Source organism: Chitinophaga deserti, from assembly GCF_003149455.1.
Lineage (GTDB): Bacteria > Bacteroidota > Bacteroidia > Chitinophagales > Chitinophagaceae > Chitinophaga > Chitinophaga deserti.
The window spans coordinates 655,187-681,968 of record NZ_QFFK01000001.1 but is presented as its reverse complement, the minus strand read 5'-3'; the positions used below and the strand labels follow the sequence as shown (position 1 = coordinate 681,968).

The window sequence follows — 26,782 nt, the reverse complement described above, 5'->3', positions numbered from 1 at the left end:
TATCCGGAGGGGCTGTTAGTGCCCCCGCCCGATAATACTCCCGGCGGTGGCTATACTGTCCAGCCGTTGATCCTCCTTTGCTTCAAGCTCCGGAAAGGTGAGGGCTGCCAGATGTGCGAGTGGCGGCTGGCCGGCATCGGCCCATGCTGTATACCAGCTGGCGGCTACGGCGGCAATGGCTCCCCGCATTCTGCTTTCCACCATATCTCCAAGGAGGTCCTGGTAGGCGGTGGTGTATCCGGTGCTGTATTGCCGCACCAGTTTACCGTTCCGCAGTTCCCAGGAGTATTTCCCGCTGGCAGGGTAGTTTTTAGCGAGCATCCGTTCCTTTTCCAGCACCTGCCATGATGCCGATGCGCTTTCCAGCACGGCAGTCCAGAAGAAGGAATTGCAATCAGGGATGTATGCAGCACGCCCGGTCCAGAAATCGAACCGGCTGTCGGCAAATAGTTCAGGTATACGGGATTCCCATAAACCGTGAATGCCGTGCTGGCCGCTTAGCTGGCCGTTGTGATTGGAATTGGTGTGGAGAGGTACATAGGCATCAGCTATGTAGTGGCCAAGTTCGGCTGCTATGCGCAGTACCTGAAGACCGTTGCCCTTCCGGAAAGCTTCCGTAAGCCGGTATTGCATCCGCTCCAGGTGCCATGGGAGTATGCCATGGCGGGAAAGGGTATCTTCGCCGTACCGGGCAACTGCCTCCCGCCAGCTGCGTGGCAATGCGGGAAAGGGCGGAGCGCCGTAATGGTCGATATCGATATAGTGCCTGGTGCCTTCGTCGGCTACCATGTACCGCCGCTTGTCGGGCGTGGTGGAATGCCTGACGATATAGGCCAGATGCGGTTTAAAGAATACCAGCATCTCGGGTGGAAGGGAAAATACCGCAATCCGGTTGATCCGTTCATGTCCGAAGAAACCCCAGCTCCGGGCGCTTCCTGAAATACAACAACACGCCAGCGTAAGTAATGCAGCGCGCATCCATAAGGAATACATCATACAGTTCGTTTCCTGCAATGTAATCCGCTCCAGTATGTAAAGAACTCAATTTAACGATACGTTTCTCAGTCCGGGAAGAGCATTTCTCCGAATTAGTGAGATTCGGGCTTTTCCTGGGTTGTAACCGGTACGGAAGGCAGCTCTGTAATATGGGTAACGCCCCCTGAAACGGCAAACTTCATGGCCTCACCTGCCGATACATTCGTCAGCGGCCGTACTTTTTCCTGTTTAACGATGAATACCTTACCGGTGATCGCATACGCATGAGGCACATACACCGCCATAAAGCCTTCCAGGCCCAGGGCCCGCACATCTTCCTGGGTTATGAACCCCATTTCCCATACATCTTCACCATAAACATTCACCAATACCGGATGGTCGAATTTCTTCTTCTCCCCTACAAATGCATCAAACACATCCTTCACGGAAGAATAGATATATTTTATAAAAGGCGTCCGCTCCAGGATGTGGTCAAACATGTCGATCAGTCTGCCAATGATGAAGGAGGAACTCAGATAGCCAACAAATATTATGAAAATCAATACGATAGCAAATCCAACTCCTTTATAACGCAGGAAGTTCATGGGATGATCTTCCGGGATTATATCGCGGGGAAGGATGTTGTCTATAGTGATAAAGCCCCAGTAAAGGGTAAAGGCTGTGATTCCAATGGGTGCCAGAATCAGCAACCCCTGGAAAAAATACCGCAGTACCCGCGACAGCAATACCCTGAATTTCAGCTTTGGAGACATGTTTTCGGTTTGAAAGGGCAAAGTTACACCATAAAAACCGCATCAGCCCCCCAATAAAGCCGGGAAATCCTGTGATGAACTCCGTTCGTCATATTATGCCATAAATACTTGATGGAAACTTTGGAGGTTTAAATAGTTTCCATAGTTTTGTGCGTGTAATTCAATTCGCCCCCTTTTTATCAAAAACCAATGGAAGTTCAAGAACGAATCCTGGATACAGCGTTCAACATGTTCCGGCAGTACGGCACCCGCTCCATTACGATGGACGATATCGCCAACCGCATGGGCATTTCCAAAAAAACGCTGTATGCGCACTTCGCCGATAAAAGCGACCTGGTACTCAATGTGATGAGCCGCCACCTCGGCCTCATCGAAGAGGAATGTATCGCCAGCCGGCAAAATAGTGCCGATGCTATCGGGGAATTGTTCCTGGTCATTAAGATGATGGAAGATAAATTCCGGAACATGAACCCGGTAGTGATGATGGACCTCCAGAAATTCCATTCCAAGGCATTTCAGCTCTTTGAGCAGCATAAAAATGTGTTCATGGTACGGACGATCCGTGAAAACCTGGAACGGGGTATCCGGGAAGGATTTTACCGGCCAGACCTGGACCTGGACATTCTCAGCGCTTTCCGCGCCGCGTCGTCCCTCTTTTGTTTCCAGCCCGAACTGTTCCCCATGAACGGTTATGATATGTCGAAGGTGCAGCGCGTGCTGCTGGAACATTTCCTGTACGGGGTAGCCACGCTGAAGGGCTACCAGCTGATCGACCAGTATAAATCGAAAGATAACCAGTAATAAATCAATGTTCTATGCATTTTAAATGGAAACTCGCTGTCCTCGCGGGCACGATGTTGCATGTTTTAACCTGTGCCCATGCGCAGCAGCAACCGGCACCTACACCGGAAACACTGCGGTTCTCGGTGCAGGACGCCATATCTTATGCGCTCTCCCATCAGTACGACATTCGTAATGCAAAGCTGGACGAACTAAACCAGCTCGCGGTTAACCGCGAAGTGAGCGGCCTCGCCCTGCCGCAGGTAAGCGGTACGGGGATGTTCCAGCATAATCCTGTTATCCAGAAGCAGCTGGTAGATATCAGCAACTTCGATCCCAGCGCCCCCAAGGGAACAACAGTTCCTATCGCATTCGGACTGGCCTATAATGTATTAGGCCAGGTGGATGTGAACCAGACCCTCTTCGACCCCAGTGTGCTGGTAGCACTGCAGGCCCGTAAAACCCTCGAAACACTGGCCCGTAAAGGCGTAGAGTATTCCGAGATGGAAGTAAAGGCTGCGGTTTACAAGGCGTATTTCAACGTAGTGGCTGCTGATAAGGCCCTCGTTATCCTGGACTCCAACCAGGTACGCCTGAAATCCATGCTGGAAGAAACACGGGAGATCTACAAAAACGGTCTCGTAGAAAAGCTGGATGTGGACCGCCTCGTAGTGCAGGTTAATAACCTGGAATCGCAGGTAACGCGCCTCCGGGAAATCCGCGAAGTAGGTATTGCCGCCCTGAAGTTCCAGATCGGTATGCCGGTGAAACAGTCCCTTCAGCTGACGGATACGCTGGGTAACAATTCACTGAAGGCTGATATTCAGGGTCAGGATGGTTTCAGCTATCAGAACCGTATCGAATATCAGCTGCTGGAAACCCAGCGCCAGGCTAATGAGTATAACCTGAAAAGGTACCGCCTGTCTGCCTGGCCATCACTCTACCTCTTTGGTCAGGGTGGTGCTTCGCGCGCTTCGGGTAAGTTTGACTATTTCTCCTCTCAGAGCTGGTATGGCTATGTGTCTTACGGCCTGAATCTTAAAGTGCCCATCTTTACCGGCTTCCAACGCCTTCGTAAAGTAGATCAGGCACTTATAGCCGTGAAAAAGAACGATATCGATCTCGAAAAACTCCGTGGCTCCATTGACCTGGATCAGGCTAATTCCGCCACCAGTTTGCGTAACAACCTTTCCACACTCAGCAACGAAGAAGAAAACATGCAGCTGGCGAAGGAAGTATTTGAAACAACCATGATTAAGTACCGCGAAGGCGTAGGCTCCAGCGTGGAAATGATCAATGCCGAATCGGCCCTGCTGGTTGCACAGAATAACTACTTCTCCGCCCTCTTCAATGTAATTGTGGCAAGAGTAGATTACCTGAAAGCATTCGGAAAACTCTAACCTTCAACTTTATCTCCCAAAAATCAACATAAAATGAATAAAAGATATTTCGTTCTTCCGCTGATCTCCCTGATGATTGCCTGCGGCGGCGGAGAAGAAAAGAAACCTGAGAAACTCGCGCGCCTCAAGCAGGAGAAAGCCAAACTGGACGCGGAGATCAAAATCCTTGAAAAGGAAATGAAAGCCGGTGATTCCACTGCGGTTAAAACCAAGACAGTGACTATTGCCGATGTGCAAACTTCAGTTTTCGAACATTTCATCGATATCCAGGGAGATGTGGACGCACGTGAAAACGTACAGGTGTCTGCACAGTCGCCCGGCATCATCAAAGCTATCCTCGTCCGTGAAGGGCAAACTGTCAGCAAAGGCCAGACATTGGCTCAGGTAGACGATCAGGTGATGCGGTCTAACCTCGCCCAGCTTCAGACACAGCTGGACCTCGCTACCACCCTCTACAACAAACAGGCTAACCTGTGGCGTCAGAAGATCGGTTCCGAAGTACAGTATCTCACCGCCAAATCCCAAAAGGAATCGCTGGAAAAGAGCATTGCTACTATGAGAGATCAGATCAACCTCACCCGGATCATTTCTCCCATCAACGGTACCGTAGATCAGGTGATTGCCAAGATCGGTGATGCCGCCTCTCCAGGGATGCCAGCCTTCCGCGTAGTGAATGTATCTAACCTCCGTGTAGTGGCCAATGTGGCGGAAGCTTTCGCCGGGAAAGTGACAACTGGAGACGAAGTAGAAGTGACTTTCCCCGATATTCAAAAAACCTTCCGCACTAAAATCGGTTTTGCATCCCGCACGATTGATCCTCTCAGCCGTACCATTCGCGTTGAGATCCCCGTATCCGGTAACAAGGATCTGCATCCCAATATGCTGGCTCAGATCCGCATTGTAGACTATCGTGCCAATAATGCGGTGGTTATACCGGTAAACGTTATCCAGTACTCACTGGGTAAACCTTACGTACTGACCGTAAAAGGTTCGGGCGATAAAATGCAGGCCTCACGCTCTTACATCGAACTGGGAAGGACTTATAACGATAAAGCTGAAATCAAAACCGGCCTTAATACCGGGGAAAAGATTATTACCACCGGCTTCCAGGGCCTGAACGACAACGACTTTATCAAGCTGTAACCGGCCAACTTTAAAAAATTAACCGATGAAGGACTTAGAAAAAGAATTCCGGCCGACCAGTTGGGCGATCGACAACAAGGTGAGCATTTATGTGATCACCCTGATCCTCACGATCACCGGTATCCTCACATACAGGAGCCTGCCGAAGGAGCAATTCCCCGAGGTAGTGTTCCCCCAGTATTATATTTCCACAATCAACGATGGTACTTCCCCAGAAGACATGGAAACCCTCGTGACCAAGCCCCTCGAGAAAAAACTTAAGTCTATCTCCGGCGTGCGCAAAATCACGAGCACCTCCATCCAGGACTTCTCTGCTGTTATCGTAGAGTTCAACCCGGATGAAGATCTGCTGGAAGCTGGTATTCAGGTGCGGGAGAAAGTGGATGCTGCCAAGAAGGATCTGCCTAAAGATCTCACTGAAGATCCGATGATCACCAAAATGGAGATCTCCGAAGTGCCTATCATGAACGTAAACATGTCGGGCGATTTCGATCTGCAGACACTGAAAAAGTATGCGGATGAAATGCAGGACAGGATCGAAGGTCTTACAGAAATTACCCGTGTAGACATTGTAGGTGCCCTCGAACGTGAGATCCAGATTAATCTGGACAAATACAAAATGGATGCGGCAAGGATCAGCTTCGGCGATGTGATTATGGCTGTGCAGGGAGAGAATAAAACTGTGTCCGGTGGTCTCGTGCGGATAGACGGTATGAAACGTACGCTGGCGATCAAAGGAGAGTATAAAGATCCCAACTTGATCCGCAACATCGTGGTGCGTGGTACTTCCGGTGCGGTAGTTTACCTCCGCGATATCGCAGAAGTGGTAGATTCCCATAAGGAACAGGACAGCTATGCCCGTCTCGACGGTAAAAGTGTGGTAACCCTCAACGTAATCAAGCGTAGTGGCGAAAACCTCATCGATGCGTCTGATAAAATCTTCCAGATCGTGGAAGATGCGAAACAGGACCTCCTCCCTAAAGATCTGGAAGTGACCATTACGGCAGACCAGAGCGAGTCTACCCGTATCACGCTGCACGACCTGATCAATACCATTATTATTGGTTTCATCCTTGTTACCGTAGTACTAATGTTCTTCATGGGGGCTGTGAACGCCTTGTTCGTAGCAGCCTCAGTGCCGCTGTCGATGTTCATTGCTTTCCTTTTCATGCCGGTAATGGGATTCACCCTCAATATGATGGTGCTGTTCTCCTTCCTGCTGGCGCTGGGGATTGTGGTGGATGATGCCATTGTGGTTATTGAAAACGTACACCGTATCTTCTATGAACGGAAAGATCTCGGTATCGTTAAAGCCGCCAAGATAGCTGCCGGGGAAGTGTTCCTTCCGGTATTCTCAGGTACTATGACGGTATTGGCGCCATTCTTCCCGCTGTTGTTCTGGCCGGGCATTATCGGTAAATTCATGTTCTTCCTGCCGGCGACGCTGATCGTTACCCTGATGGCGTCCCTGTTCGTAGCATATATTATCAACCCTGTATTTGCGGTGGATTTCATGGATCGTCATGAAGGCGATGCACATCCCAAGCCGAAATGGGACCGTAAATACACCATCCTGACCCTCGTTTTCGGTGCAGCCGCACTGATCGGGTATATTGGCAGCATGGGTGCGGGTAACCTGGTTGTTTTCATCTGGCTGCTGATCACCATCGAGCGCTTCTGGCTGGGCGTAGTAGCACGGAAATTCCAGACAAACATCTGGCCCCGTGTTCAGAACCGCTACCGCCGTATCCTGGAATGGTGTATCGTAGGGTGGAGACCTGTAAAGATTCTTTTCGCTACATTCGGTTTGCTCGTGTTTAGCATCGTGCTTACTGGTATCCGTAACCCGAAAGTGATCTTCTTCCCGACCGCAGATCCGAACTTTATTTTTGCATACCTGGAATTACCAAACGGTACTGATGAGAAGACGACGGATTCCGTGACCAACATCGTTGAGCAACGGATCGTCAAAGTAGTGGGCAAAAACAATCCGCTGGTTAAATCCATCATCTCCAACGTAGCGAAAAGTGCTACCGATCCTTCCCAGATGGATGGAGGTACTTATCCCCATAAAGGAAAGGTAACCGTGGCGTTCGTTGAATTCTCCAAACGTAACGGACAATCTACCCTCGAATATCTGGATAAGATCCGTGATGCCGTAAAAGGCATCCCTGGTGCAGATATTACCGTGGAACAGGAGCAGGGTGGCCCCCCTACAGGGAAGCCCATCAATATCGAAATCTCCGGTGATGAATTTGAGCAGCTTGCTTTGACTTCAGATAAACTGAAACGTTATCTTGACAGCTTACAGATCGGTGGTGTGGAAGAACTGAAAAGCGATTTCCAGAGCAATAAGCCGGAAATCGTGGTAAATATCGACCGCGAACGTGCTAACCGCGAAGGCATCACTACAGATCAGATCGGTACCGCTCTGCGTATCGCACTGTCTGGCTACGCGCCCACCAAATTCCGCGACGCGGATGATGAGTACGATATTACCGTTCGCCTCCAGGAAGATCAGCGCAACAACATCAACACCCTGATGAACCTGAACCTTACTTACCGCGACATGAATATGGGTGGTGCTATCAGGCAGGTACCTCTGAGCGCAGTGGCTGATATCCGCTACAGTAATACCTATGCAGGTATCAAGCATAAAGATGAGAAACGTGTGGTGACGCTTTACTCCAACATCCTCACCGGTTTCAACGCGAATGAGGTAGTGGCAGAAATCACCTCGGCAGTACAGGAATTCAATCCGCCGGATGGTATCACGGTGAAGATGACTGGTGAACAGGAAGACCAGGCAGAAACCATGAACTTCCTGCTGCTTGCAATGGGCGGAGCGGTAGGCCTCATCTTCCTGATCATGGTTACGCAGTTCAACTCGGTTGGCCGTGCCTTTGTGATCTTCCTTGAGATCCTCTTCTCCATCATCGGCGTATTCCTTGGTTTCGCCATCTTCGGTATGGATATCTCCATCGTAATGACCGGTGTAGGTATTATGGCCCTCGCAGGGATCGTAGCCAGGAATGGTATCGTACTGGTGGAATTCATCGACCTGCTCGTAATACAGGGCGTGCCCTTTAACGAGGCGGTGGTAGAAGGTGGTCGTACCCGTATGACCCCTGTAATCCTTACCGCCATCGCTGCCATCCTTGGTCTTATCCCGCTGGCAGTAGGCCTCAATATCGACTTCTGGAAGATGTTTGACGAGTTTAACCCTCACCTTTACTTCGGTGGCGATAACGTGGCTTTCTGGGGCCCGCTCGCATGGACGATGGTGTTTGGCCTGATCTTCGCCACTTTCCTGACGCTGGTTCTCGTACCCGTGATGTACGCTATGAACAAGCGCTGCATCGATGTTCTCGACCTTTACAAATTACCCCGTGCGCTGAAATATGTTCCTTTCCTCGTGCTGATTCTCAAAATGTTCCTGAAAAGGGAAACTGTGAAAAAACTGCACCAGCCGGACTATATTTCTCCACGCCCATATCATTTCTTCAACCATCCGGAAGATGCGCATGCAGAAAAGCATGTAAAGCCAACGGATAAGGTTTCGATGAATTAAGAAACTGTTTTTATCAGAGCAAACAGTGTAACAGTTGTAGGTTAACTAGTACCGTCCCGATTCTTCGGGACGGTTTTTTTTATGCCCGGGTCTTCCTTTCCCGGAGGCTTATGCTTATTTTTCGAATTATGAAGAACTGGATGATTGCCCTGCTGCTGGCAGGCACTACTTTTACCTGGGCCCACGGCCAGGATAATACACGGTACACGGATGCGCGCCAATTCCAGATTGTCGGGAAAGGGCTGCCCACCAGCCCGGTGTATCAGCGTTTCGATTCCCTGCTTGATAAGGAACTGACTCCCGCTGTGAAGCATCTTTCCAAGCATAGTTCGGGAATAGCCGTATTGTTTGAAACGAACAGTACGTACATCAAAGCCAAATGGACGCTGGCGAACGGATTGTTCTATAACAACATTGTTCCTATTTGCCACAGTGGTCTTGATTTATACGCCTGGAACAACGGGAAATGGCAGTGGGCCGGAGTAGGAAGGCCGGGTGATAAGGAAACCGCTAATGCCGGCACGCTCGTGAGTAATATGGACGGAGCCATGCGGCAGTACATGTTGTACCTGCCTACCTATAACGAACTTACTTCGCTGGAAATAGGCGTGGCGCCGGAAGCGCAGCTGGGAAGGCCCGCCAGTCCTAAGATTGATACCACACACCGCATCGTGATATACGGGTCCAGTATCCTGCAGGGTGCATCGGCCAGCAGGGCCGGAATGGTTTACTCTTCCATCCTGCAGCGCAAAACCGGCTGGGATGTGGTAAACCTCGGTTTTAGCGGGAATGGAAAGATGGAGTTCCCGGTAGCGGAGCTGCTCGCAAAAATGCCTGCGTCTGTATTTGTGCTGGATTGTATCCCCAACCCTTCCCCGAAAGAAATTAAGGAAAGAGCCTATCCCTTCATAAAGCACCTGCTTGATAAGCGCCCGGAAGTACCCATCCTGCTGGTGGAAACCGTTATACGCGAAAACGGATATTTTGACCGGAAGATAGATCAGGATTCGAAAGATAAGAACGCAGCTATCAGGGAGGCTTACACGAAACTGAAATCGGAAGGATACAAACAACTGTATTACCTGCCTGCTACTAACCTGATCGGGAGCGATCATGAAGGTACTATTGACGGTGTGCATCTGACCGATCTGGGCTACCTCAGGCAGCTGGAAGCGATGTGGCCGCAGCTGAAAAAGCTGATGAAAAAAAGCCTTCCCATAAGGTAAATGTGATGTAATTTGCGGGAAGACAAAAACGCCAATAAACCTATGCTGAACAATCACGAGATCGATTACAAAATACACGGGGAGGAAATGCAGATCGTAGAGATCGAGCTGGACCCCAATGAGAGCGCTGTGGCCGAGAGCGGCAGTTTCATGATGATGGATCAGGAGATTAAAATGGAGACCCTTTTCGGGGACGGCTCCGGTGCAAAGCAGGGCATCTTCGGAAAGCTCATGTCTGCCGGTAAGCGCCTGATCACAGGGGAGAGCCTGTTTATCACCTGTTTTACGAATACCGGCCACGGCAAGAAGCGGGTGAGCTTTGCTTCACCATATCCGGGCAAAATTATCCCGATGGATCTCCGGTTACTGGGAGGGAAGATTATTTGTCAGAAAGACGCATTTCTCTGTGCAGCGAAAGGAGTGAACGTAGGGATCGAATTTCAGCGCAGGCTGGGAACCGGCATCTTTGGCGGCGAAGGCTTCATTATGCAGAAGCTGGAGGGCGACGGGCTGGCCTTTGTGCATGCAGGCGGGTATGTGATCGAAAAGGAGCTGGCTCCGGGCGAGGTGCTGAAGGTGGATACCGGTTGTATCGTAGCTTATACCCAGCAGGTGGATTTTGATGTTGAGTTCGTACGCGGGGTAAAGAACATGGTTTTCGGTGGTGAAGGGCTGTTCTTTGCGGTGCTGAGAGGACCTGGAAAAGTATGGCTGCAGAGCCTGCCGATCAGTCGCCTGGCAAGCCGTGTACTGGCTTACGGTACCGGTGCGCGGAAGGAAGAGGGGAGCATCCTGGGAGGGATCGGTAACCTGCTTGATGGAGATTGATAATCAATTCGTTAATATGGGCGCCTGTGGGGAAGGGGAAACCTTTTACCGGCAGGCGCCTTTTTTAGGCAATACATTTCGAAGTTAAAATCCTTCCGTTTATACCATTTTTGCAAAAAATTAACGAATGGATTGGTAGTATTGTACTAATATTGCCCGGAGGCTTGACCGGATACACCGGATTTTTTGTATATTACAAAGGAAACATAAAGCGTTTGGCACTGTGTGGGTGCCAATTCAGTGAATACTCACTGGCGCATTAAAAGACAATTTATCCTAGGTGCTATGAATAAGAATTGAAAAACTTACTCATTAAATGAATTCAGGTGTATCTCAAGGCAAAAACAATTACCAGGTCTTATATCGGTAGCCCTATAAGCGGTTTGGATGAAATCCAGTTAACCATTTGCCAGAACTACCATTAATATCCTGTCGAGACGGACGTGAGGATTAATTTGAAAATATCCGCGATAAAAGTTATCACGCAATGCGGCGCTAAATTATCTTTGCGATTCCCGAATTACAAACAGAGAAAATTATTAGCATTAAACGGAAGCCGGTATATATTGAACATAATCAATCATCCTGACGTTATGCAGGTTACGCGCCGGCAGCTGAAAGAATAAAATTTTAATCATTTTTAGTTAAACAAGTAGGTGAATTTCATTTTCATGAAATCATTGAAAAATTGCTTCAAACACGCTTAATTAAGTAAGATGAATTTTGAGAGAAACGAACGCCCCCGAAAGTATTCTCCTGGCTACAACAGAGATCCACAAGAACCCAACCAAGACCAGGACGGCGGTTATTCCAAGAAACCCGAATTTGGCAAAGACGAAGAACGTCCTTACAACAACCGATTTGAAGGCGGCTATCGTCCCCGTAACGAAGGCAGCAGTGGCTACACTCCCCGTAGCGAAGGCGGTGCAGGCGGAGGTTACACTCCCCGCAACGAAGGCGGTACAGGTGGTGGTTACACTCCCCGTGGTGAAAGCAATTTCAACCGCGAAGGTACCTTTAACCGTGAAGGTGGCGGATTTCCTCCCCGCAGCGAAGGCGGTGGCGGCGGATACCGTGACCGTGACTTCAATCGCGACCGTGGCGAAGGCGGCGGTGGCGGAGGATTCAATCGCGGCGGCGGCGGTGGATATGACCGTGGCGGCGGAGGATACGACCGTGGTGGAAGCGGCGGCGGCGGATATGACCGCGGCGGTGGCGGATACGGCGGCGGCAACCGTGGCGGAGGCTATGGTGGTGGCGGCGGCGGTTACGACCGTGGTGGTGGTGGATATGACCGCGGTGGCGGAGGCGGTGGCTACGATCGTGGCGGTGGAGGCGGTGGCTTCAACCGTGGCGGCGGAGGCGGCGGCTTCAATCGTGGCGGTGGAGGCGGTGGCTTCAACCGTGGCGGTGGCGGCGGTGGATATGACCGTGGCGGCGGCGGTGGATATGGCGGTCGTCCCCAGGGCGGCGGCGGTCGTCCCCAGGGTGGTTTCAGAGGCGGTGCCCGTCCCCCCAAACCCGATAACAAGATTTACTTCATCGCCTTACTCCCTACTGCTGAAGTAGGTAAGGAGATCATCAAGATAAAACAGGAATTTGCCGAACAGTACGGCCCGATGTACGCACTGAAAGTACTCCCGCACATTACCCTGCAGGTACCCTTCACTGCCGATCCCAGCCTCGAAAGAGCTTTCTGCGAAGAACTTACTGAGTTTGCAAAAACACAGGCACCCTTCGAAGTAGGTCTCAACGGCTTCGGTACATTCCCGAATAAACAAAACCGCGTCCTCTTCATCAACGTAGAGAAATCAGAAACAATGAGCGCCATGCACCGCCAGCTGATTAACTTCCTCCGGAAGGAATTCGGCTTCAGCACCATGCTTGCACGTACCGGTTTCACCCCTCACGTTACCGTGGCCTTCAAAGACCTCGACGACGCTACTTTCGAAAAAGCCTGGCCCGAATACGAAAACAAAGAGTATCAGGCTTCCTTCAAAGTAAACAACCTGTACTTCCTCCGCCACAACGGCAAATCCTGGGAAGTACTCCAGAAATGCAAACTCGGCGGCGTTTAATTAACGGCCCCCGTCAATAAAAAGAATCCGGTCCTCATGGGCCGGATTTTTTTTGTGCCCTGGCAGGTCATCTCATGTATTCACATTTACCACCGGTATACTGCTGCCTGTTACCCAACCATGGTTTCGAATAAGTTACTGTCGCCACTCTGTTTACTTTCGCCTTCTCCTGTTTTTCCCAGGCGGAATGATTGGCCAGCCTCATTTTGACGTTCACATACCCATTCCCTAAAGCCCTCTATCCTTACGCTAACAAAAAATCCGGACCAATATGGCCCGGATCGTTTTGGTTTCCAGTTGTGTATGCTTATGGCAAGGTTATGGCCGGACTACGTAAATGCCTTTACTCTCTTCCACGATTTTCACGCCGGTTGTCTGCGAGATCACTTTCATCATGGTGTCAAGCCCCGGATTGGAGAAAGAAGCGTTGTATTCGATGCCGGAAAGTGAACTGTCTTCGATCCGGATCTCGATGCCGAAGTATTCTTCCATGGCGGAGAATGTGGAGGCCAGGCTGGAGCGGCGGAATACCAGCTTGTTATCTTTCCAGGAAGTAAAGTTAGGATCGGCTTCTGTAATGGCTTCCGGATCTTCGTTTGCTTTCACAACGGCGGAATGGCCGGCGGTTAATACAAGGGCGTCTCCCTTTTTCTCCTGATTGGAGAAGGCCACTTTACCCGTTATCACATTGAGGCGCACGGGTTGTGCATCGTAAGCTTTGATCCCGAAAGAGGTGCCCAGTACCTTCGTTTGCGAAGCACCCGCATGCACGATAAAAGGATGTGCTTCGTTTGGCGCCACATCGAAAAAGGCTTCTCCTTCGAGGGTGATATCGCGGTTGTTTTGAGCAAAGCGTTCGTTATAACGGAGGGTGGAGTTGCGGTTGAGGTACACCTTGCTGCCGTCGGGAAGCGTGAATGTCTGCTTCTCGCTGGTGGCAGCGAGGGTAACGGTGTCGCTGCTGCGGGTAAGGAAGAATGCGATGCCTGAAGCAAGGATGGCGGCTACGCCTGCGGCGGCGAGCCATCGCCCCCGGCCACGGTGCACCACTTCCATAGGCGCCGGTTCAGCGATCTTTTGGGAGAAGCGCTCCCAGTTGGCGGCGGTATCCGGCTCGGGCATTTCATCCCAGGCTTCTGCCGTCAGGTCCCAGGTATCTTTCAGCGCGTCGTAATACGCCTGGTTGGCAGGAGACTCCTGCAGCCAGGCGGCCAGCTCGCGCTTTTCGGCCCCGGAGATCGTACCCTCGATATCCCGGGCGATCAGTGTATCCATATTTTCGTTGCTCAACATGCTAGTTCTTTTTCTGATAGGAAATTCTTCATGACAATGGTGTGTTAGGTGTAGGGAAGCATCGTCATTCCAAATATTCCCTGAGGGAGTGCCGCAGCTTTTTAAGGGCGGTGATCATCTGGTTCTCCACTGTTTTGACCGATATCTGCATTGCCAGCGCAATTTCCTTATAACTCAGTTCCTCGTACCGGCTCAGCATAAACACCTCCCTGCATTTTTCCGGCAGGGCATCCACCGCCTGGCGGATGCGGGTCTGTGTTTCGGCAAGGTGAACCACAGGAGCTGTGGCCTGTTGTTCTTCCGCCGCGGGCCCTATTTCTACAGGCGGGCCACCCCGGCGTTTGTGCTTGTCAATATGATCGAGGGCCATGTTAACCGCGGCGCGGTGAAGGTAGGCCTTGAAGTAGACTTCCCCCAGCTGATCGCGCCGGTTCCAGACCTTGATGAACACCTCCTGTGCCAGGTCTTCCGCCGTTGCCATGTCGGGTACCAGGCGGTAAATCGACTTGCATACAAGTGGAAAATAAGTCTGGAAGAGGGCTTTCATAAACTGTTGCTCATCTTCCCGTAATAGTTGCAATAAACGGTCGTTGTCGGACATGCTGCAAAAATAACCAGTTTGGGCTTTCGCAAACAGCCTGTCCGGACGAACGGCGGTTGACAGTATAGCGGTTACTTTCATTTGATCCTTTCGGGTACTACTGCTTGATGACTTTTCCTGATCCGGTTACATTCACGGTAAGTGCAGGGGGATTGCCCCAGTAGCGGATGTTACCGCTTCCGCTGATGCGTGCGTTCAGGCGGTCGGCCACGGAAATAGACTGGTTGCCGGAGCCGCTGATGCGTACATCGGCATTCAGGGATTTTACATTTTCGGCACTCACATCGCCACTGCCATTGATTTCGGAGAAGTAATCCCGTGTTTTACCTTCTACGTTTACGTTGCCGGAACCGTTTACATAGAGGCGCACTTCATTGGCGTCTACCTTCAGCCGGGCGTTGCCGCTACCGTTCAGTTCAGTGATAAACTGGTTGGTCCGGATAGTATCGGGGGCAGTTACGCCGCCGGATCCGGAAAAGACGATTTTGCGATACTGTTCGCTCTGGATATGGACAATGATCTGTTTATGTCTTCTGAGGTTGAGCCCGTTGCGCATTTTGATGCGGAGGGTGGTGCCGGCCACATAGGTTTCCACGTAGCGCATTACATTGTCTTCCGCTTCGATGGTGAGGGGGATGGCGGGGCCCTGTTTAACGATTACATCCATGGAACCGTCGATGGTCACATCTTCAAAGCGGCCTACAGACCTTTCTTCGGAGATCATGCGGCCTGAGCCGTTTACATTTTCGCGGCTGCAACCGGTAAGGATGAAGCCGAAGATTGCCAGGAGGCAGAGGATGAGGGAAGCGCTGAGGCTGCCGATGGTGAGTACTGATTCGTTTTTTGCCGTCATTTTCATTACTGTCATTTTTTTTAGGGGTAATTCCGCAATGGTGGCGGATGTAATTATGACGGCGAACAGGGAGCCTACCCCCAGAAGGGCTGAAAAAAAATAAGCCGGCCGCCTGAGTAAGGCGGACCGGCTTGATTAACCCCTATGAAAACCAACTATTTACTTATTGTGCAAGTTTGATTTCGCCAAGGTCGGTAGATTTACCGTCCTCAACCTTTACGTCGGTGATGGTAGCATCCTTGAAAGGTTCTTTAGCGTCAATTACCACGGTGTAAGTGCCGGCTTTAGCTTCTGCGAAAGAGAAAGCACCATCAGCAATGGGAGCTTTCAGTGTGTCTGTTCCGGAAACTGCCCAGGCTTCAGTAGCACCATCTGCAGGAACTACTTTACCACCGATGGAACCGCCTGCGATACCTTTGAAGGCGAATGCGCCGAATGCAACGGCCGCAACTGCTAACAAACTCATTTTTGCTCTTTTCATAGCATACAATTTTTAAGGTTTAATAATAAAGAATGGTTTAAGTAATAATCGATTCTATAAGCAAATCTTTTAGTGCTGAAATACTGTGTGCTGTTGAGTTTTTTGCAATTACCATGCCACTTGATCAAAATTCGCCTCTTTAACAATTCTTTATAAATCCTTTAACAGTATGGGTTTGCGGCGAATTAAAATACTACTTATTTACGTAGTGTCGTAGACGTTAGTTCAGTTATTTCCCACCCTGTAAAGGGTTTCAACGGAATGTTTACTGTTGTTTACCGTCTTTTTCTCACGCCGGATAAAATAACAAATACCTTGCCGGAAAAACTGCCGTAGCGGTTTTGGAATGCCCCATTCCATTTAGTTATGGGTAAAGTCTACTTGTTTTGTGTACTTTTAAAGCCGGAAATTACAGGGGAATTACCCGTCTATTCTGTAATTTTACAGATTAGTAAAAAGCCTGCAGGAACCGGACTGGCACCCGGGCAGCAGGCCAACGTATTTGTCCATTATATATATTATCATAAAGCAAACATCAATGTCCGATAGAACGATTCAACAGATAGAGGATGTAGTGATAAAATTCGCGGGCGACAGCGGCGATGGTATGCAGCTGACCGGAACGCAGTTCTCCAATAATACGGCCCTGATCGGGAACGACCTCAGTACCTTCCCGGACTTCCCGGCAGAGATCCGTGCCCCGCAGGGTACACTCCCCGGGGTGAGCGGCTTCCAGCTGCACTTCTCATCTAACCGCATCTTTACCCCCGGCGATGCCTGCGATGTACTCGTAGCCATGAACGCTGCTGCCCTTAAAGCCAACCTGAAAGGACTGAAGAAAGGCGGTATCATCATTGCCAACACCGATGGCTTTGATGCCAAGAACCTCCGCCTCGCCAATTATCCCGATGGCATCAATCCCCTGGAAGACGGGTCCCTCGTCAATTACCAGCTCCATACCATGGACGTCACTAAAATGACCCGGGAAGCCCTCAAGGAAAGCACCCTCGGTATGAAAGAGAAAGACCGCGCCAAAAACATGTTTGTGCTCGGTTTCCTCTACTGGCTCTATGACCGCGACATGCAGAGCACCCTCAACTTCCTCAACGACAAATTTGGTAAGAAGCCCGATATCCTCGACAGCAACGTGAAAGTACTGCAGGCTGGGTATCACTTCGCAGAAACCGTAGAAGCCTTCGCCTCCAGGTTCAGAGTGGAGAAAGCCCGCATGGAACCCGGTACCTACCGCAGTATCACCGGCAACACCGCCCTGTCTTACGGCCTCGTGGCGGCAGGACAGCAATCCGGTCTGCCTCTTTTCCTCGGTACCTACCCCATCACTCCTGCGTCAGACATCCTGCATGAACTGAGCCGCTACAAGAACTTCGGCATCCGCACCTTCCAGGCGGAAGATGAGATTGCCGGTATTGCCTCTGCCATTGGAGCATCTTATGGCGGGCATATGGGTATTACCACCACCTCCGGACCCGGCGTTGCCCTGAAGGGTGAAGCCATGGGACTGGCCGTAATGCTGGAAATTCCCCTGCTGATCATTGATATTCAACGTGGCGGCCCCTCAACCGGGTTGCCTACCAAAACGGAACAGTCTGACCTCCTGCAGGCTTATTACGGCCGTAACGGCGAATGCCCTATGCCCGTAGTTGCTGCAGCCACCCCGTCCGACTGCTTTAATATGGCGTTTGAAGCCTTCCGTATTTCCGTACAGCACATGACGCCTGTAATCCTCCTCAGCGATGGTTATATCGCCAACGGCGCAGAGCCATGGCGCTTCCCCAAACAGGCCGATCTGCCTAAGATTGAAGTGAAATTCAAGAAAGGCCTGGCGGAAGACGAAGAAACCTTCCTGCCTTACCAGCGGGATGAGAACCTGGTGCGCCCCTGGGCGGTGCCCGGTACACCCGGACTTGAGCACCGTATCGGCGGTCTGGAAAAGCAGAACATCACCGGTAACGTAAGCTATGATCCTGAAAACCACCAGCTCATGGTGAAGATCCGTCAGGAGAAAGTAGATAAGATCGCTGATCATATTCCGCTGCAGGATATCGAAGTAGGACCGGAAAAAGGTAAAGTACTCGTGCTGGGCTGGGGTTCCACCTTTGGCGCCATCAAAAGTGCTGTACTGGAACTGCTGGCAGAAGGGCATGAAGTGGCGCACGCACACATCAGGTACCTGCGCCCATTCCCCCGCAATCTCGAAGAGATCCTTCACAGCTACGACCATGTGCTGATCCCCGAGATCAACAATGGCCAGCTCATCAAGATCATCCGCGAGCAATTCCTCATCCCCGCCAAAGGTTACAATAAGGTAATGGGCGTGCCCATTACCAAAGGCGAACTGGTGGAAAAGATCCGCGAATTACTGTAAGTAGATATAGTCATGATAAAAAAGGGCGGTTGCTGCGAAAAGCGGTAACCGCCTTTTTCGTATATTGTTTTACGTAACCCTTTCCGCTATGAACCTGAGCCTCCCGTTTAACCGAATAAAGATCCTTGCGCTGGTGCCGGTATTTTACCTGACTACCGCGTTCCAAAGTCCTCATTCACAGATATATGACATCTACTTTGGCAATAATGCCAATCCCATCGGCACCCTCACCGTTAAACAGGCAAAAACCGCTGAGGGGAGAACCAACTCCATGTCCAGCAGGATACAATCTAAGCTGATGGCCCGGATGGAAGTGGATATTACCTCCGTTTTCCGGAATAATGTGCTGCATGAATCGAGGGCGGAACGTAAGGGCGAGTTACTTACTTCAGTAAGGCAGTCGGGAAAAAAATATGTGGTGGTACATAAAGGGGAAACCAGAACCCTTGATCTGTCAGGGATTATTTTTAGTGTAGGTGACCTTTACTTCACGGAGCCGGAAGGAGTACATTCCGTTTTCAGCGAAACGCTGGCAAGGGAACTGGTGATCCGCCACCTCGGGAACCATCTGTATGAGCTGCAGCTGCCGGAAGGTAAAAGGAATGTATACCATTACAGCAAAGGGAAATGTACGGAAGTGGAGGTGAACCACTCCTTGGGTAAGGCCCGTTTTGTTTTGAGATGAATGTGGCCATTTTATCGTCATCATGCTCATTTTGAATAACCTCCAGATATCCTCCTGCTATCCTTCAGTGGCGCTCAGTGATTGTACAGGTTTGAGGGTGTTGGACTGAAGGATCGGCCGGTTAAGATATCCTCCTTCTTTACAGCTTTAAAAATTACCATTTACTTATCGTTTACTGTTGTCTTACTTAAGGTTTACTTTATGGTAGCTGAAAGTATATTCTTTCTATGTTTATAGTATACATACTTGTATATAAGCCGCTACAGCACTGCATTTGTTCCCTGTTAATATGCATTTACCCTGCTTTACCCCTACTTTAACCCTGCAGTAACCCATAAGTACCCCTGAAGTCAACGTGAAGTTGGGCTGGGTTTGTCTCGTCCTGAAATTGCGCTGAAGGTTCCTGAATGAGCCCTGCATCTGCCAATCTGTGAGACTTCTTCCTTCTTATCAGAATAGGATTGGCCGGATAGGCCGAAATAAAAAGCCGTCCCGGGTAGATGTGGGACGGCTTCTCTTTGTAGAGCTATCTGGCTTACAGTACTTTTTCGATGATCTGACCGGTTTTCTTGTCTTTCAGAATCAGTTTCTGACTGCCGAAGTGGGTCATTTCTTCTTTAATGAGGTAGAACTGGTCGTTGTAGCTGGTAAGTGCTTTTTCTTTCTGCACACCTTCCTGTCCGCGCCAAACGGGGAGTTTCACGGGTTCCCATTGTTTGGAAGTGGAGGAGCGGTAGGCGGCATCGAGGATGGCGTTTACCACGTATCCGTCGTAGAATGTTTCCTGGGGCGCTTTACCAGCTTCCAGGGCATTGAACATATCTGCGAACATGTGGTTGTAGCCCAGCTCGTTCAGCTCATCGCCCACGGGGAAGAGCCATCCGGAATTGCTTTCTGCTTTTTCTGCCACATAATCAGCTCCCTTGCCGGTGGTGAACATATCGAAACCGGTACGGAGGAAGCTGTTGAGCCAGATGGTGCCTTCTGAACCCATTACTTCGTCGCGGAGATCGAGGCCGCCGCGGAAGGTCCAGCTCACTTCGAACTGGCCAATGGCGCCGTTTTCGTATTTCACGAGGCCGATGGCATGGTCTTCCGCTTCGATGGGTTTCACCTGCGTATCGGCCCAGCACATTACTTCAACGGGCTTAATGTCTTTCCCGATGAAGCTGCGGGCAATTTCCACGCAATGACATCCGAGGTCGAGCATACAGCCGCCACCTGCCTGTTCCTTATCCCAGAACCATTCTGAGTGGGGGCCGGGATGCGTTTCGCGGGATTTAGCCCAGAGGATTTTACCCAGTGCTCCGGCTTTTACGCTCTGGAGCGCTTTAAGGAATTTGGGCGTATACACCAGATCTTCGAGGTAACCGTTGAAGATGCCTGCTTTTTCCACTGCTTCCATCATGCGTTGCGCCTCTTCGGCATTACGGCCGAGGGGCTTGGTACACATCACGGCTTTTTTAGCCTTACAACAGGCCAGCACAGCGGCTTCATGAAGATTGTTGGGAAGAGAGATGCAAACCATATCCACATCAGGATGGTTGATCGCTTCTTCCATGTCGGTTGTCCAGTGGTCGCATTTGTAATCTTCCGCGAACTTCTTCGCGCTTTCTTCGCGGCGGGAATAGATACTTACGATCTTATCCCGGCTTCTTTGTCCCTGTAGAGAATCTGCATAGAATCGTCCGATAAAACCGGACCCCAGCATTGCAATTTTCGCCATAGTATGATTGATTTATACGTTTATCAGATAGTTTTTTTATCCCTGAAGGCAATGATGAAATAAATAAGTACGGCTGCAGCGATATAAACCGGTACCATCCAGATGTGGCTCCAGTCGCGCTGGCCGTTGGTTACATAATGATCGGCCACCATTCCCGAGAAGAGAGTTCCGATCACCATACCAAGGCCATAGGTGGCGAAAGTAAACAGTCCCTGTGCGGCACTCTTGATCTTTTCACCGGCTTTCTTTTCCGTATAGAGGTAACCGGTAACAAAGAAGAAATCGTAACAGATACCGTGCAGGATAATGCCGGCATACAGCATCCAGAGGTTGGAGTCGTTGTCGCCATTGGCGAAGAAGATATAGCGGATGATCCAGGCCGCCATACCGAGGATGAGCATCTTTTTAACACCGATCCTGTTCAGTAATAAAGGGATGGCGAGGATGAAGACGGCTTCGGATATCTGACCGTAGATCATTTTACCGGCCGCATTTTCCATCCCGGCTTCGTTCAGGAACAGATTGGCGAACCCATAGTAGAAGCTCAGCGGGATGCAGATGAGTACCGCGGCGATGAAGAACACGGCGTAAGACCGGTCTTTAAATAATACAACGGCTTCTGCCCCCAGCGCCTGAGAGGCAGTCATGGAAGTATTTTTTGCAGGCGGCGGCGTATCCGGCAGGGTAAAGCTGAATAGCCCCAGCAGGGTGGATGCACCGGCTGCAATGATAAAGATGAAATGCGTTTTCTCCACACCAAGGTAGCTGATGAGGATGCCTGAAAGGATCCAGCCAACGGTGCCGAACATGCGGATGAGGGGGAATTGCTTGGTGGGATCCTGCATCTGGGTGAATGCCACGGAATTGCTCAGGGCAATTGTGGGCATATATAATAAGGAATAGAAGAGGACGATACCGATGAAAACGGTGTTCGAGGTGGTAGTGGTAGCCAGCAGGAGGCATCCTGCTCCCAGGAGGTGCAGCACCCCCATGATCTTTTGCGCCGAAAAATAGCGGTCTGCGATCATGCCCACAAAAAAGGGCGAAATCATGGTAGCAACGGCCAGGGCCATGTAGGCGTAGCTGATTTGCTGACCGGAAGATTGAAGGTTGGTAGCCATGTAACTGTTCATGGACACATACCATGCTCCCCAGATAAAGTATTCTAGGAACATCATGAAGGATAGCTGAAAGCCTTTACTAGTATTCACGTGGAGAATTTTTAAATTATTTTAATTTCTCCAATATAGAAAAAAGTATTTCTCCCTGCAATCCGTTTTTTTATGATTTCATCAACTTCTGATAATATTTGCACACTTTCCTCAGTCCGCATTCCCCGCATTTGGGATTACGGGCGATGCAGATGTAGCGGCCATGGAGGATGAGCCAGTGGTGGGCGATATGAACTTTATCTTCCGGGATATATTTCAGGAGCTGCAGTTCTGTCTGGAGCGGGGTTTTTGCATTGGTGGTGAGGCCCAGGCGTTCGGAAACGCGGAACACGTGTGTGTCTACCGCCATATTGGGTTGCTGGTAAATAACGCTGGTGATAACGTTGGCGGTTTTGCGCCCTACCCCGGGGAGTTTAACGAGTTCGGGCACGGTGGATGGGATTTCGCCGTGGAAATCATCCATGACCATATTGGCCATGCCGATGAGGTGTTTCGTTTTGTTGTTGGGATAGCTGATACTCCGGATGAGGGGAAAGAGCTCATCGAAGGTGGCCTTACTGAGTGCCGGGATGTCCGGATACTGCTGGAATATGGCGGGAGTGGTGAGATTGACCCGCTTATCGGTACACTGGGCAGACAGGATTACGGCAACCAGCAGTTGATACGGATTGTCGTAAAGCAGTTCTGTTTCTGCATCGGGCGCATGGTGTTCAAAGTAATCGATTACGTACTGGAATCGTTCTTTTTTCGTCATGCCCGCAAAATAATAAAACTAGCGGTCTTTAGCGGCGTCTTGCGCGTAATCGAAGATGGCGGTAAGTGAAGACGTGCGGGGGCTGTACCGGATGGTATCCAGCGCCTGGTGTGTTTGCAGATGCAATTGCTTTTCTTCACGCACCAAATCTTGCTCTGGCATATGCATGGTTTTTTGTGTAGGATCGGTTAATGCGCCTTGACGGGCAGAAAAAGGCAGGGTAGAATTGCTCATGCGTTTGATGGTTGTGTTAGTTGTTAAATGGATTAAACAAATCCCGGTCACGAAATTCAGATACAGATAGATAACGGAGAATGGCTGGACAGTATTGTTAAACTAGGCTATTTTTTTGATTTTAGCAAGTTTTTAACAAATGAAGTGGGGTGATATTCAGGCGGTTAACGTTTTGCGTCGGGAGGAGTGGGTACAACGTAGATATCTTCATCATCTTTTTTCATCATGTATTGCTCGCGGGCAAACTTCTCGAGTTTATCGGGGCTGGAGAACAGGTCCTGGTGGTTCTGCCTGTCCTGTTCGATTTCTTTGAGATAGAAGGCTTTCTGATCTTCCAGCTGGTTTACTTCGCGGTAAAGCTGGAACTGGTAAAGGACGTTATTACGGTCGAGGAAGATGAGCCAGCCTCCGAAAAGGATACAGCTGATGATGTATTTGTTCCGTGCCCAGCGGGGGAATTTAAACCCTTTCTTCTTCGTCGTCTCCATAATCGCACCAGTTTACTTATAAAATCCGGGCACTGAAGACAGTGCCCGGAATGAATTGTATGTGACCACTAATTAAACGCAGTGGAAAGAATAATTATTTCTTACCAAATTTAATGGAATTTTTCGGATAAATGGCGCTGCTGTCCAGCAGTTCCTCGATGCGGAGGAGCTGATTGTACTTGGCCATACGGTCTGTACGGGAAGCGGAACCGGTTTTGATCTGACCGCAGTTCAATGCCACTGCCAGGTCGGCGATGGTAGTGTCTTCGGTTTCGCCGGAACGGTGGCTCATGATGGAAGTGTAACCAGCTTTCTGCGCCATGGATACAGCGTTGATGGTTTCGGTGATGGTACCGATCTGGTTTACTTTCACGAGGATGGAGTTAGCGATATCCTGATCGATACCCTGTTTCAGACGTTTCACGTTGGTAACGAACAGATCGTCGCCTACCAGCTGAACGTTAGAACCGATAGACTGGGTAAGTTTTTTCCAGCCGTTCCAATCGTCTTCAGCCATACCGTCTTCGATAGAAACGATGGGGTATTTCTTGCTCCATTCAGCCCAGTAAGCTACCATTTCGTCGGAGGAGATTACTTTCTGGGAGGATTTGTAGAATTTGTAGGTGTTGTCTGCCTCATTGTACATTTCGCTGGAAGCGGCATCGAGCGCGATGGCGATCTGGGAGCCGGGTTTGTAACCAGCGGCTTCGATAGCCTGGAGTACGGTTTCGATAGCTTCTTCGTTAGACTGGATTTCGGGAGCGAAACCGCCTTCGTCGCCAACGTTAGTGCTGTAACCTTTTTTCTTCAGTACGTTTTTGAGGTGGTGGAACACTTCCACGCCCCAGCGGAGGCCGTCGGAGAAAGTATCTGCACCAACGGGAACGATCATGAACTCCTGGAAGTCGATCTTATTGTCGGCATGTGCGCCACCGTTAATGATATTCATCAGGGGCAGCGGCAGGGTGGTGCCGTTAACGCCGCCGAGGTAGCGGAAGAGGGGAAGGCCGTAAGCTTCTGCAGCTGCTTTGGCTACTGCCATAGAAACAGCGAGGGTGGCGTTGGCGCCCAGTTTGGCTTTATTATCGGTACCGTCCAGTTCGATCAGCAGTTTGTCGATACCGGCCTGGTCGGAAATGTCCCATCCAATCAGCTCGTCAGCGATCACTTCATTGACGTTTTTTACCGCTTTGAGAACACCTTTGCCCATGTAGGCACCTTTGTCGCCATCACGCAGCTCAACGGCCTCGTGTTTCCCGGTAGATGCACCTGAGGGTACGGCTGCGCGGCCGAGGTGACCGTCTTCCGTAGTTACGTCTACTTCTACCGTGGGATTGCCGCGGGAGTCTAAAATCTGTCTGGCATGGATCTCTGAAATGATACTCATGGGTAAAATTTTTATTGTTTAAATGCTAGAAAAGGTGACCGATTCTTACCACTAGTTTGTCAGTTCCCTGAACACGTCTTCGAGCGACAGTGAATTGCTCTGCAAAGAAAGGATGTTCCTGTTATTTATCAAAGCGAATTGCAGGAGGTTTTTCCTTACTGTTTCGGGTTCTGTCGTGTAAAGGCGCCAGGTATTCCCTTCCGCCGGGGTTACTTTCTGAACGCCGGGGAGGTTTTCAAGCTCTGCGGGGGTGGTTTCTTCCGCAAAGGCTACCTGTATAAACCCGGAGGCTCCCTGCCGGAGGGTGCTGATAGCGCTGTCGGCAATTATATGCCCTTTATTGATAATGATCGCGCGGCTGCAGAGGGCTTCCACTTCCTGCATAATGTGGGTGGAGAGCATCACCGTCTTGTTTTCTCCCAGTTCCCGTATCAGTTGGCGGATATCGGCCAGCTGATTGGGATCGAGGCCGGAGGTGGGCTCGTCGAGGATGAGTACTTCCGGGTTATGCAGGAGGGCCTGTGCAAGTCCTACCCGTTGCTTATAGCCTTTGGAGAGGGTGCCGATCTTTTTATGACGTTCGGGAGTGAGGCCTGTACGGGCAATCATTTCATCGATCCGGGCGGATGTGCCTTTACCCATTTGATGCATGCCGGCGGCAAACTCGAGGAACTCACGGATGTACATGTCAGGATACAAAGGATTGGCTTCCGGGAGGTACCCCACACGGCGGCGTACTTCCAGCGGAGCAGTGGCCACGTCATACCCGCATACAGATGCGCTGCCCCCCGTTGGCGGCAGATATCCCGTAATAATCTTCATGGTGGTGGATTTTCCTGCGCCGTTAGGCCCCAGGAAGCCGACGATCTCACCCTTTTGCAGGCTGAAAGATATACCGTCCACCGCTTTTTGCTCTCCATACTGCTTCAGCAGCTGCGATACGTTGATTGACATGCGTCGTTTTTGCGGTGACTAAATTAGGTTAAAAATATAGTAAACCGCTAATCCGCAGGCATCCTGCTTATAAATTTTCAAATCCGGAGCCCTCCGTGTTTTCGGATTTTCGTTAAGAAGGCTTCCAGATTATTGTTTATCAAAGCAGAACGCGCTTCCAAACAGGCCTGATATTTTGCATATGACGAAAAATGTGTAATTTTACGTCTTCAATAACACACCGATGTAGAATATAATTTCTGCGACATACCTTCTCAATTAAATATATAGATTTACACTCAACTGTGTAGATTGGTATTCAGCCGACTTTCTTAAACCCATCACCTGTCAATGTCGAACTTTCTAAAGAAGGCATTGGGTCTTTTCGTGGAATTTGAACCCAATGAACCTTTGCAAACGGGCAGCTCTCCCGCACGGGATGCACTTGCCCAAAAATTCCCCCTGTCCAGTCCGAAACAGGCTGCCGCCGGTATATCGGATGAGGAGCTGGATAAGTTTGAAAAGCACTTCACAAGCCTATTCGAGTCATCTAACCTGCCCGGTCCGGATTACTTCGAGTTCTGGCGCATGATGGAAACGCTGGAAGCCCACGTGCCTGACGAAAAAGCGCGTATCGCTGCTGTATTCGCCACGCTCAGCATCCAGGGCCTGTCACGTGAAAAGCTGCTCGAAACTGCCGCGCTTTACCAGGCCATGGTAGAAAAGGACAGGAATGAATTCCTGAAAGCTGCCGAAGACAAAGCATCCCGCGAAGTGGAAGGCCGCAAAAAGGAAATAACGGACATGGAAAAGCAGATCGCCGACCATTCCAGCGAAATCCAACGCCTCTCAGCAGAAATCACGAAAGCTCAGACTGGTATGAAAGCACTACAGGCACAGGTGGCCGAACAGGAACAGAAGATCGCTGCCAGCAGGCAGGGGTACGATATTGCCTGCCAGGCCATGATCACCAAGATTCAAACAGACATTCAAAAAATCCAAACATCCCTCTAAC

Annotated in this window: 23 protein-coding genes; 10 read left to right on the top strand and 13 right to left on the bottom strand. The window is 50.3% G+C overall.

Features of this window, described 5'->3' with window-relative positions:
• Positions 1 to 15 precede the first annotated feature (15 nt).
• Together DEV76_RS02690 and DEV76_RS02685 are read right to left on the bottom strand one after the other, a co-directional pair.
• Positions 16 to 996 (bottom strand): zinc dependent phospholipase C family protein, encoded by a 981-nt coding sequence (locus tag DEV76_RS02690; protein ID WP_232826856.1) that lies wholly within the window; start codon positions 994 to 996, stop codon positions 16 to 18.
• Positions 997 to 1,088: 92 nt separating this feature from the next.
• Positions 1,089 to 1,748 (bottom strand): DUF502 domain-containing protein, encoded by a 660-nt coding sequence (locus DEV76_RS02685; RefSeq protein ID WP_109694807.1) that lies wholly within the window; start codon positions 1,746 to 1,748, stop codon positions 1,089 to 1,091.
• Between the two features lie 189 nt (positions 1,749 to 1,937).
• Here DEV76_RS02685 and DEV76_RS02680 point away from each other — a divergent pair, with 189 nt between their 5' ends.
• The 7 genes from DEV76_RS02680 to DEV76_RS26250 all read left to right on the top strand — a co-directional run bounded on the left by DEV76_RS02680 (position 1,938) and on the right by DEV76_RS26250 (position 12,774).
• Positions 1,938 to 2,549 carry a TetR/AcrR family transcriptional regulator gene (locus tag DEV76_RS02680; protein WP_109694805.1) on the top strand — a complete coding sequence of 204 codons (612 nt, stop codon included), beginning with the start codon at positions 1,938 to 1,940 and terminating at the stop codon, positions 2,547 to 2,549.
• A 14-nt stretch (positions 2,550 to 2,563) separates the two neighbouring features.
• Positions 2,564 to 3,928, top strand: coding sequence for a TolC family protein (locus tag DEV76_RS02675; protein ID WP_109694803.1), 1,365 nt, complete (start codon positions 2,564 to 2,566; stop codon positions 3,926 to 3,928).
• Positions 3,929 to 3,961: 33 nt separating this feature from the next.
• Positions 3,962 to 5,071 carry an efflux RND transporter periplasmic adaptor subunit gene (locus DEV76_RS02670; RefSeq protein WP_109694801.1) on the top strand — a complete coding sequence of 370 codons (1,110 nt, stop codon included), beginning with the start codon at positions 3,962 to 3,964 and terminating at the stop codon, positions 5,069 to 5,071.
• A 25-nt stretch (positions 5,072 to 5,096) separates the two neighbouring features.
• Positions 5,097 to 8,642, top strand: a complete 3,546-nt coding sequence (locus tag DEV76_RS02665) for an efflux RND transporter permease subunit (RefSeq protein ID WP_109694800.1) — start codon at positions 5,097 to 5,099, stop codon at positions 8,640 to 8,642.
• Between the two features lie 128 nt (positions 8,643 to 8,770).
• A complete protein-coding gene (locus tag DEV76_RS02660; RefSeq protein WP_198651920.1) occupies positions 8,771 to 9,868 on the top strand; it encodes an SGNH/GDSL hydrolase family protein in 1,098 nt (365 codons plus the stop codon).
• Between the two features lie 42 nt (positions 9,869 to 9,910).
• Positions 9,911 to 10,696, top strand: coding sequence for a TIGR00266 family protein (locus DEV76_RS02655; RefSeq protein WP_198651919.1), 786 nt, complete (start codon positions 9,911 to 9,913; stop codon positions 10,694 to 10,696).
• Positions 10,697 to 11,412: 716 nt separating this feature from the next.
• Positions 11,413 to 12,774: a 2'-5' RNA ligase family protein gene (locus DEV76_RS26250; protein WP_262509818.1), complete on the top strand. Its 1,362-nt coding sequence runs from the start codon at positions 11,413 to 11,415 to the stop codon at positions 12,772 to 12,774.
• A 318-nt stretch (positions 12,775 to 13,092) separates the two neighbouring features.
• Here the strand turns inward: DEV76_RS26250 and DEV76_RS02640 are convergent, their stop codons facing one another.
• From DEV76_RS02640 to DEV76_RS02625, 4 genes are all read right to left on the bottom strand, one after another.
• Positions 13,093 to 14,067, bottom strand: a complete 975-nt coding sequence (locus DEV76_RS02640; protein ID WP_109694795.1) for a FecR family protein — start codon at positions 14,065 to 14,067, stop codon at positions 13,093 to 13,095.
• 64 nt (positions 14,068 to 14,131) lie between these two features.
• Positions 14,132 to 14,749, bottom strand: coding sequence for an RNA polymerase sigma factor (locus DEV76_RS02635; protein WP_109694793.1), 618 nt, complete (start codon positions 14,747 to 14,749; stop codon positions 14,132 to 14,134).
• A 16-nt stretch (positions 14,750 to 14,765) separates the two neighbouring features.
• Positions 14,766 to 15,527 (bottom strand): head GIN domain-containing protein, encoded by a 762-nt coding sequence (locus DEV76_RS02630; RefSeq protein ID WP_157962685.1) that lies wholly within the window; start codon positions 15,525 to 15,527, stop codon positions 14,766 to 14,768.
• A gap of 157 nt (positions 15,528 to 15,684) precedes the next feature.
• Positions 15,685 to 16,002, bottom strand: coding sequence for a carboxypeptidase-like regulatory domain-containing protein (locus tag DEV76_RS02625; protein WP_109694789.1), 318 nt, complete (start codon positions 16,000 to 16,002; stop codon positions 15,685 to 15,687).
• A gap of 538 nt (positions 16,003 to 16,540) precedes the next feature.
• Here DEV76_RS02625 and DEV76_RS02620 point away from each other — a divergent pair.
• Positions 16,541 to 18,388, top strand: a complete 1,848-nt coding sequence (locus DEV76_RS02620; RefSeq protein ID WP_109694788.1) for a 2-oxoacid:acceptor oxidoreductase subunit alpha — start codon at positions 16,541 to 16,543, stop codon at positions 18,386 to 18,388.
• Positions 18,389 to 18,476: 88 nt separating this feature from the next.
• A complete protein-coding gene (locus tag DEV76_RS02615) occupies positions 18,477 to 19,073 on the top strand; it encodes a DUF6134 family protein (protein ID WP_157962684.1) in 597 nt (198 codons plus the stop codon).
• A 535-nt stretch (positions 19,074 to 19,608) separates the two neighbouring features.
• On the opposite strand, the gene DEV76_RS02610 is transcribed toward DEV76_RS02615, so the two are convergent.
• The 7 genes from DEV76_RS02610 to gldA all read right to left on the bottom strand — a co-directional run bounded on the left by DEV76_RS02610 (position 19,609) and on the right by gldA (position 25,788).
• Positions 19,609 to 20,799, bottom strand: a complete 1,191-nt coding sequence (locus DEV76_RS02610; RefSeq protein ID WP_109694786.1) for a Gfo/Idh/MocA family protein — start codon at positions 20,797 to 20,799, stop codon at positions 19,609 to 19,611.
• A gap of 23 nt (positions 20,800 to 20,822) precedes the next feature.
• Positions 20,823 to 22,010: a nucleoside permease gene (locus tag DEV76_RS02605; protein WP_232826855.1), complete on the bottom strand. Its 1,188-nt coding sequence runs from the start codon at positions 22,008 to 22,010 to the stop codon at positions 20,823 to 20,825.
• 70 nt (positions 22,011 to 22,080) lie between these two features.
• A complete protein-coding gene (gene nth / locus DEV76_RS02600) occupies positions 22,081 to 22,725 on the bottom strand; it encodes an endonuclease III (protein WP_109694784.1) in 645 nt (214 codons plus the stop codon).
• Between the two features lie 18 nt (positions 22,726 to 22,743).
• Positions 22,744 to 22,887 carry a hypothetical protein gene (locus DEV76_RS02595; RefSeq protein WP_157962683.1) on the bottom strand — a complete coding sequence of 48 codons (144 nt, stop codon included), beginning with the start codon at positions 22,885 to 22,887 and terminating at the stop codon, positions 22,744 to 22,746.
• A 236-nt stretch (positions 22,888 to 23,123) separates the two neighbouring features.
• The gene (locus tag DEV76_RS02590; protein ID WP_109694782.1) at positions 23,124 to 23,447 is read right to left on the bottom strand and encodes an FtsB family cell division protein; all 324 of its coding nucleotides are present in this window, start codon (positions 23,445 to 23,447) and stop codon (positions 23,124 to 23,126) included.
• A 94-nt stretch (positions 23,448 to 23,541) separates the two neighbouring features.
• Complete coding sequence (gene eno / locus DEV76_RS02585; protein ID WP_109694781.1) at positions 23,542 to 24,834, bottom strand: phosphopyruvate hydratase; 1,293 nt, start codon at positions 24,832 to 24,834, stop codon at positions 23,542 to 23,544.
• A 51-nt stretch (positions 24,835 to 24,885) separates the two neighbouring features.
• On the bottom strand, positions 24,886 to 25,788 hold the full coding sequence (gldA, locus tag DEV76_RS02580; RefSeq protein ID WP_109694780.1) for a gliding motility-associated ABC transporter ATP-binding subunit GldA: 903 nt from the start codon (positions 25,786 to 25,788) through the stop codon (positions 24,886 to 24,888).
• A 330-nt stretch (positions 25,789 to 26,118) separates the two neighbouring features.
• Here gldA and DEV76_RS02575 point away from each other — a divergent pair, with 330 nt between their 5' ends.
• On the top strand, positions 26,119 to 26,781 hold the full coding sequence (locus DEV76_RS02575; protein WP_157962682.1) for an intermediate filament family protein: 663 nt from the start codon (positions 26,119 to 26,121) through the stop codon (positions 26,779 to 26,781).
• Position 26,782: the final 1 nt, after the last annotated feature.